The sequence below is a fragment of the Candidatus Rokuibacteriota bacterium genome, from assembly GCA_030647435.1.
Taxonomy (GTDB): Bacteria; Methylomirabilota; Methylomirabilia; order Rokubacteriales; family CSP1-6; genus AR37.
Window position 1 is genome coordinate 1 of record JAUSJX010000062.1, and the last position, 7,389, is coordinate 7,389.

General features: G+C 68.9%; 7 protein-coding genes. 2 read left to right on the forward strand and 5 right to left on the reverse strand.

Annotated elements, in window-relative coordinates; genetic code table 11:
* The coding region (locus Q7W02_11305; protein MDO8476750.1) for a ketopantoate reductase C-terminal domain-containing protein at positions 1–184 on the forward strand (184 nt) is incomplete at its 5' end.
* Positions 185–268: 84 nt separating this feature from the next.
* On the opposite strand, the gene Q7W02_11310 is transcribed toward Q7W02_11305, so the two are convergent.
* The 4 genes from Q7W02_11310 to Q7W02_11325 all read right to left on the reverse strand — a co-directional run bounded on the left by Q7W02_11310 (position 269) and on the right by Q7W02_11325 (position 5,878).
* A complete protein-coding gene (locus Q7W02_11310; protein MDO8476751.1) occupies positions 269–2,818 on the reverse strand; it encodes an ATP-binding cassette domain-containing protein in 2,550 nt (849 codons plus the stop codon).
* Positions 2,815–3,690 (reverse strand): branched-chain amino acid ABC transporter permease, encoded by an 876-nt coding sequence (locus tag Q7W02_11315; GenBank protein ID MDO8476752.1) that lies wholly within the window; start codon positions 3,688–3,690, stop codon positions 2,815–2,817. The genes Q7W02_11310 and Q7W02_11315 overlap by 4 nt, the downstream gene beginning before the upstream one ends.
* Before the next feature lie 151 nt (positions 3,691–3,841).
* On the reverse strand, positions 3,842–5,098 hold the full coding sequence (locus tag Q7W02_11320; GenBank protein MDO8476753.1) for an ABC transporter substrate-binding protein: 1,257 nt from the start codon (positions 5,096–5,098) through the stop codon (positions 3,842–3,844).
* Positions 5,099–5,455: 357 nt separating this feature from the next.
* A complete protein-coding gene (locus Q7W02_11325) occupies positions 5,456–5,878 on the reverse strand; it encodes a thiamine pyrophosphate-binding protein (protein ID MDO8476754.1) in 423 nt (140 codons plus the stop codon).
* 276 nt (positions 5,879–6,154) lie between these two features.
* Between Q7W02_11325 and Q7W02_11330 the strand changes: the two genes are divergently transcribed.
* Positions 6,155–6,847, forward strand: coding sequence for a hypothetical protein (locus tag Q7W02_11330; GenBank protein ID MDO8476755.1), 693 nt, complete (start codon positions 6,155–6,157; stop codon positions 6,845–6,847).
* Positions 6,848–7,054: 207 nt separating this feature from the next.
* On the opposite strand, the gene Q7W02_11335 is transcribed toward Q7W02_11330, so the two are convergent.
* The coding region (locus Q7W02_11335; GenBank protein MDO8476756.1) for a hypothetical protein at positions 7,055–7,389 on the reverse strand (335 nt) is incomplete at its 5' end.

Here is a 7,389-nt window from a genome sequence, read left to right on the forward strand (position 1 = left end):
GATGAAGGGGCGCCGCACCGAGATCAACTATCTCAACGGCTACGTCTCGGAGCAGGGCAGGCAGGTCGGCGTCAAGACGCCCTTCAACGACAAGATCGTCGAGCTGGTCAACGCCCCCGGCGTCGGCCTCCTCAAGCCCGACCCGAAGAACCTCGACCCCCTCTGGGCACTGGTGCCGCACTAGGCGCGTAGGCAACATAAAGCCCGTTTTTAGTCATGGCGCCCCGCGGCCCAGGCTCTTCCCTCCTTGTCACAGCTCTTCCCCTTGTCACAGCGCCCTGCTACCCCACAGCACCTGGCGGCGCAGCTCGCGGTCGGCGCGCAGGGGGGCCGCCGGGCCCTCGTGGGTGATGCGGCCGCGGTCCAGCACGCTGACCCGATCGGCCAGCGCCAGGACCAGGTCCAGATCGTGCTCGACGATCAGGATGGGCACCTCCCGGCGCAGGCGGTCGAGGACGCGGAAGATCGTCTCGCTCACCGCCGGGGCCAGGCCCTCGAAGGGTTCGTCCAGGAGCAGGAGCTGGAGGTTGCCCGACAGCGCGCGGGCGATGGCCACCATCTGCTGCTCGCCACCCGAGAGGGTCTCGGCCCTGCTCCGGAGCCGCTCCCGGATGCGGGGGAAGAACTCGAAGATCCGCTCGGGCTCCCAGCGGACGCCCTGGCCGCCCTGCCGCCGGAGCCGGCCCAACTCGAGGTTCTCGGCCACCGTGAGGGTCGGGATGAGCCGGCGCCCCTGGGGCACCCAGCCCACGCCCAGGCGCGCGATCGCCTCGGGGGAGTGGCCGGCGATCTCGCGCCCGGCGAACTCGATGCGGCCGCGCGCCGGCGGGGCCAGGCCCATCACGCTCTTGAGGGTGGAGGACTTGCCGGCGCCGTTGCGGCCGAGGAGAGCCAGCACCTCGCCCGCCCTCAGCTCGAGCGAGACCTCGTGGAGGATGTGGCTCTTGCCGTAGAAGGTGTCGATGCCGGAGACGCGGAGCACCGGGGGCCCGGCCGGGCCCGAGGCGGCGCGGCCGGCCTCGGCAAAGAGGAGATCGCGGCCGTGGCCCAAATAGACTTCGTGGACTTTCGGATGCTCGCGCACCTCGGCGGCCGGGCCGTCCACCACCACGCGCCCCTCGTTCATGACGGTGATGCGGTCGGCGAGGGCGAAGACGCGGTCGATGTCGTGCTCGACCAGCAGCACCGCCATCCGCTCGCAGAGCCGGCGCAGCAATAGGGTGATGCGCTCGCGCTCGGCCGGGGCCAAGCCGGCCAGGGGCTCGTCGAGGAGCAGCACCCGGGGACAGGCCGCCAGCGGCAGCCCCAGCTCGAGGAGGCGCTGCCCACCGTAGGAGAGGCTCGAGGCGGGCACCTGCTCGAGACCCTCGAGCCCCAGGAACCGCACCAGCGCGCGGGTCTCCTCGTTCACCCGGGCGAGGCTTGTCGCGGGACGCCAGCAGTTGAAGCGCCGCGGATCGCGCGCCTGGACGCCGAGGCGCAGGTTCTCGAGCAGGGTGAGCGAGGGGAAGAGGTTGGTGATCTGAAAGGAGCGGGCGATGCCCTGGCCGACGACCCGCTCGGGGGAGAGCCCGTCGATGCGCCGGCCATCGAGGACGATCGAGCCGCCGTCGGGCGGGTACATGCCGGAGACGGCGTTGAAGAGCGTCGTCTTGCCCGCCCCGTTGGGCCCGATCAGGGCGTGCAGCCGCCGATCGGCGAGGGTGAGGTCTACCGAGTCCACCGCCGTGAAATCGCCGAAGCGCTTGCTGACCCCGCGGCAGTCGAGGAGAGGGCCCGCTGCCGGCGCTGCACCACGCAAGAAGTCGGGCACTTCAGCAGCAGGCCGCGGCGTGAGGCGCGCGGCCATGGCGGCCGCCTCCTCGTCCCGCCGGCGGAAGGGGCGGAGCAGCCGCTCGCCGAGACCAATCAGCCCCGAGGGCGAGAAGAGGATGAAGGCCATGAACATGAGCCCGAACCAGAACTGCCACGAGGCCGTGTGCTCGGAGAGCAGCTCGCGGAACAGGATGAAGAAGGCGCTGCCCAGCGCGGGGCCGAGGAAATGCCCCATGCCGCCCACGATGGTCATCGCCACGATCTCGCCCGAGAAGGCCACGTGGACCTGGTCGGCCGAGGCGAAGACCTTGAGAAAGGTGAAGAGGCAGCCGCCCAGGCCCGTCACCGCCGCGGAGAGCGTGAAAGCGATCAACTTGTAGCGCTGCACGGGGTAGCCCAGGAAGCGTGCCCGCCTCTCGTTGTCCCTGATTGCGAGCAACACCCGGCCCAAGGGGGAATGGACGACACGCCAGAACGCCCACGCGACCAGCAGGACCCCGGCCGCCGTCACGTAGTAGAAGGCCAGCTGGCTTTCGACCGGCAGCCCCAGCAGCGACCGCCGCGAGATCCCGCGCAGCCCGTTCTCGCCGCCGGTGACGGCCGTCCACCGGAAGGCCACCGAGAAGATCAGGGCCGTGAAGGCCAGCGTGAGCAAGGAGAAGTAGACGCCGCGCCGGCGCAGGGCCAGGAAGCCGACGATCAGGCCCATCGCCGCGGCGAAGAAGGTGCCGAGGACGATGGGCGCGAGCACGTGGCCGGGCAGGTAGTGGATCTGCACCAGCGCGGCGGCATAGGCCGCCAGCCCGAAGAAGGCGCCGTGGCCGAAGGAGAGGAGACCCGTGTAGCCCAGGAGGAGATTGAAGCCCAGGCCCACCAGGGCGAAGATCGCGATCTCGGTGGCGAGGCCCTCGGTCATGCCGATGGGCCGCATGGCCCACGGCAGTAGGAGCAGCGCCGCGGCCAGGAGGACGAGCGGGTGAGAGAGGCGCCGGGTCGCGCTCATTCGAAGCGCTCGAAGCGCTCGCCCATGAGCCCGCGGGGGCGCACGAGCAGGACCAGCACCATGAGGGCGTACATCGAGGCCTCGGCCGCCGGCGGGTAGAAGAGCACGGTGAGCCCGCGGACGACGCCAACGATCAGCCCCGCCCAGACCACGCCCCAGAAGCTCCCCAGCCCCCCGATCACTACGATGACGAAGGCGGCGACCAGGATCTCCGTGCCCATGGCCGGGTGCACGCCGGCCAGCGGCGCCGACATCACGCCGGCCAGTCCGGCCAGTCCCACGCCGAGCGCGAAGATGGCGGTCAGAATGGGGCTCAGCGCGATGCCGAGGGCGCGCACCATCTCGGGATCGCGGGTGCCGGCGCGGACGACCAGGCCAAAGGAGGTCTTGTTCAGCAGAAGCCAGCAGCCGGTCACGGCCGCGGCCGACACCGCCAGCACCGCGATGCGATAGCGCGAGTAGATGAAGTCGCCGAGGAAGACCTGGCCGCGGAGGGCCTCCGGGATGCCGAACGGCAGCCCCGTGGCGCCCCAGATGAGCCTCAGGCTCTGTTCTGCGGCCATAGCCAACCCAAACGTGAAGAGGAGCGCGAGCCCCGGGTCTTCTCGATAGAAGCGGCGGATGAACAGGCGCTCGATCCCCACGCCGATGAGCGCGACCCCGAGCGGGGAGAGCACCATGGCGCCGGCGAAGCCCAGGCGCCGCTGGATCTCGTAGGCCAGATAGGCGCCCAGGGCGTAGAAGGCGCCGTGGGCCAGGTTGACGACGCCGCCCAGGCTGAAGATGAGCGAGAGCCCGAGCGCGAGGACGATGTAGTACGCGCCCACGAGCAGGCCATTGGCCATGTGCTCGAGGATGACGAAGGCGGGCATGGGTCAGGTGGTGGGCGAGATCCCCCTCACCCTGACCCTCTCCCCAGAGGGGAGAGGGAATCATGAACCCTCTCCCCCTCTCTCATCTTCACCCTCTCCCCCGGAGGGGGAGAGGGGAGGGTGAGGGGGAGAGTCTGGTGAGGGGCGTGGATTACGCCAGCGTGCAGGGATTTTCCTGCCGGGTCGGCTGGATCACCTCGAAGGACTCGTTCGCGGCCGGCACCGTCTGGACCAGCTCGAAGATGTCCCACTTGTCCTTGGCGTCCTTCTTGTCCTTGACCTTGACCACGTACATTTCCTGAAGAAGCTGGTGGTCCCAGTTGCGGAAGCTGCCCTTGCGGCCCTTGAGGATGTCGAAGGTCGCGCCCTTCTCGAAGTACGGGACCCACTTGGCGGCCTCGGTGCTCTTGGTCTCCGCCATGGCCTGGAGCAGGATCTTCACCGCGACGTAATCACCCCAGGCCTGGTTGTCGGGCGGCTTGCCGTGCTTGTCGCTGTAGCGCTTCGTGAAGGCCTGCGAGGCCGGCACTGTGAGCCCGTGATACCAGAGGCTCTGCCAGTGGCCCGACAGCGAATCGATCCCGGCCCCCCAGAACGGGACGGTGTCCATGACGCCGCCCGCCAGCGGGATCGGTAGGCCGTATTCCTTGTACTGCTTGAGGAAGGTGGTCTGGTCGGCGCCGGCCAGGTTGATGTAGACGAAGTCCGGCTTGGCCTGGCGGATCTTGAGGATATAGGCGCTGTAGTCCGGCGTGTTCGTGGGGACCATGTCGTTGGCCACCACGGAGCCGCCGTTCTCCGTGAGAAAGCGCGAGGAGACGCGGAAGAGGTCGTGGCCGAAGGCGTAGTCGGCCGTGAGCATGTACCACTTGGCGCCCTTGATCAGGTTCTTGCTCTTCTGCCACTGACCGATGGTCTTGGTGTACATCGTGTTGCAGCCTTCGACGTGGAACATGAAACGGTTGCAGTTCTTGCCGCGCAGCTCGTCGGAGTTGGCGCCCGAGTTGATGTAGAGGACCTTGTAGCGGTTGGCCTGCTCCGCGATGGCGAGCGCCGAGGCCGAGGAGATCTCGCCCACCAGGCAGAGGACCTTGTCGCGCTCGACGAGTTTCTGCACCTTGGTGACCGCCACGCCGGGGTTGACGCTGTCTTCCGCGATCAACTCGACCTTCCGGCCCAGCACCCCGCCGGCCGTATTGGTCTCGTCCACCGCCATCTGGGCCGCGTTGAGCCCGTATTCGCCCAACTGGCCGAGAAAGCCCGTGCGCGGCGTGATATGCCCGATGCGGATGGCGTCGGGCTGGGCGCGCACGATGGCCGGCATGCCCAGGGCGAGAGCCCCCGCGGCGGCGGTCTTGAGCAGGGTCCGGCGGGTCAAGCGTGGTTGGTCATCGCGTGCGGAAGCCATGGGTGTCCTCCCTTTGCGGGGGTCGCGGTTGTGGCCGGTTGGGGGGACGGCGCCGCCCACCGGCCCGGGTAGTAAACCCCGACGCCGCGGCGTTGTCCAGCAACTCAGAGAAGGCCTATAAGCTGAGGCCGGTGCCCTTCCTGAAGATCTGCGCGCTCATCCCCCGAGACGCTTCCGGGCAGCCTCATGGCTGACCAGGCGGCGTTTACGGATGTCCGCGAGGCTCGACCGGAGGGCGGTCGTCGTCTTACGATCGCTCAGGACCTCTAGCGTCTCGATGATGCTCTCGTAGAGCTCCCACGGCAGGAGCGCTAGCGCCGGGCGCTCGGGGAAATCCAGGAGCGCCGCTGGAGGGATTTACCTAGCGCCGGCCGGAAACCTGCCGCTGGCTGCTGGCCTTCGCGGGGCGCCATGACTGAGAACGGGCGTTATGCTATCTACGCCCAAGGCCTCCATCCTGAGCTGAATGCGCGGGCTGGACCCCTCGACGGCAATGAGCGGCGCCGCGTCGACGAAGGCATAGGCCACGTCGGTGGCGAGGTTCGTGGTTCCTGGGCCTGAGCACCCCATCGCGCCCGCAGGACGGCGTGTCAGCCGCGCATAGGCATGGGCTGCCCTCGCCGCCGCCTGCTCATGGCGCGTGTCGATCATGCGGAGGCCGAGCTTGACGAGCGCGGCCTCGGCTTCGAGCATGGGCCCGCCCATCAGGAAGAAGAGAGTGTCCAGTCCCTGCTGCTTCAGCGATTGCGCCAGCAGGTCCGACCCGGTCACCGTGCCCATATTGAATCCCGTCTCGTGAGGGATCCGTCCATGGAGCTGCGCTCCTCGCCCCCAGAAGATACACGATCAGGACGGCCCGTTGCCGTCGACTCCTCATCCAGATCAGCTTCTGCAAGGATACGGGGTGGGGCCCTCGCTCCCCCCGGGGCCCGAGAACATTGACATTGGCACATCCCTCGGCCTATGTGGTCCTCGTGCAGGGCGCGCTTCGCCGGATGCCAGGCGGGCCCTCCGGTGATCGGGCTCGCCCGCAGGGCCGCTGAGGGGGTCTCTTCCATGATTCTCGTTGTCTCGGCCCGCCGTCTCGCCGCCGTCCTCGCCGGGGCGGTGGCTGTCCTGGCCCTGGGCTACGTGCTCATCCGCGTCGCCCGCCATGGCTTCAACCACGACCGTGTCCTGGGGCTGGCACGGCTGTTTGACCTCGACGGGGAGGGCAATGTCCCCGCGTGGTTCTCCTCCGTGACCCTGTCCCTGCCCGCGGTCCTGCTTGCCATCATCGGATGGGCCGAGCGGCGCAGGCGAGCATCCTACGCCTGGCACTGGCTGTTTCTCGCCGTGGTCTTCGCCGGGCTCAGCCTGGACGAGGCAGTGGGGCTGCACGAGCTGTCAGTCGTGCCGCTCCGCGACGCCCTCCACACCCGCGGGGTGCTCCATTTCCCCTGGGTGATCCCAGGGGTCGGTTTCGTGGCAGTGATGGGCATCGCATACTTCCGCTTCGTGCGAGCCCTGCCCCCACCCAGCCGGCGGGGCATGCTCCTCGCCGGGTCCTTCTACGTGGGCGGGGCCCTCGGCCTGGAGCTCGTGGGAGCGGCGCTGGCCTCGGCGGACCTGAAGGACAGCGTGTTCTACAGCCTGGCCGTTTTGACCGAGGAGACGCTCGAGATGAGCGGCGTGGTTGTCTTCGTCCGCGTCCTCGTCGCCCACCTCGCGCGCGAGTTGCCGGAGGTCCGGATCCGCTTCGGGCTCTGAGGCGCCCTGTGTGGAGCGCCCCGATGGACGGCGCCCGCTCGCCGCCTCGAGGCTCCGGTGTGACTTGTCCCGCGCGCTCTGACAGGATCGGCGCGCGATGCCACGGGTCATCCGCGCCATGACAAGGCCCCCAGGGGCCGCCGTGTCCGAGAACAGGCGTTATGTTACTTACGCGCGAGCCAGCAGCCGATGCCTCGGTGGGCCGGGTCAGCGGACCCAGGCGATCCAGCTGTCCAGCGACTTCCGGACCTCGGGCAGGCCGGCGCCCATGATGCCCACGGTTGCCCGCAACCGCTGCGCCAGCTGCGCCCCTTTCTTCTCCTCCCAGAAACGCTCTTGCGCCGCCTGATTGAGAAACTCCCTCACCCACGACGCGGCCAGATGGGGCGGGACGCTCGAAAGATCCTGGAACAGGTAGGGGCCCGCGGTGGCCGCCGCCGTGCCGCCGAGCGGCTTGAACGCGGCCAGGATATACGGCCCGTCACGATTGGATCCGGGCAGGACCCGAAGCACGCTGCGCGCGCGTGCATAGTCATAGTTGT

Excerpts from the sequence above, each read along its gene's own strand:
- Q7W02_11310 (MDO8476751.1), bottom strand. The coding sequence starts at position 2,818 with ATGAGCGCGACCCGGCGCCTCTCTCACCCGCTCGTCCTCCTGGCCGCG.
- Q7W02_11315 (MDO8476752.1), bottom strand. The coding sequence starts at position 3,690 with ATGCCCGCCTTCGTCATCCTCGAGCACATGGCCAATGGCCTGCTCGTG.
- Q7W02_11320 (MDO8476753.1), bottom strand. The coding sequence starts at position 5,098 with ATGGCTTCCGCACGCGATGACCAACCACGCTTGACCCGCCGGACCCTG.
- Q7W02_11325 (MDO8476754.1), bottom strand. The coding sequence starts at position 5,878 with ATGGGCACGGTGACCGGGTCGGACCTGCTGGCGCAATCGCTGAAGCAG.
- Q7W02_11330 (MDO8476755.1), top strand. The coding sequence starts at position 6,155 with ATGATTCTCGTTGTCTCGGCCCGCCGTCTCGCCGCCGTCCTCGCCGGG.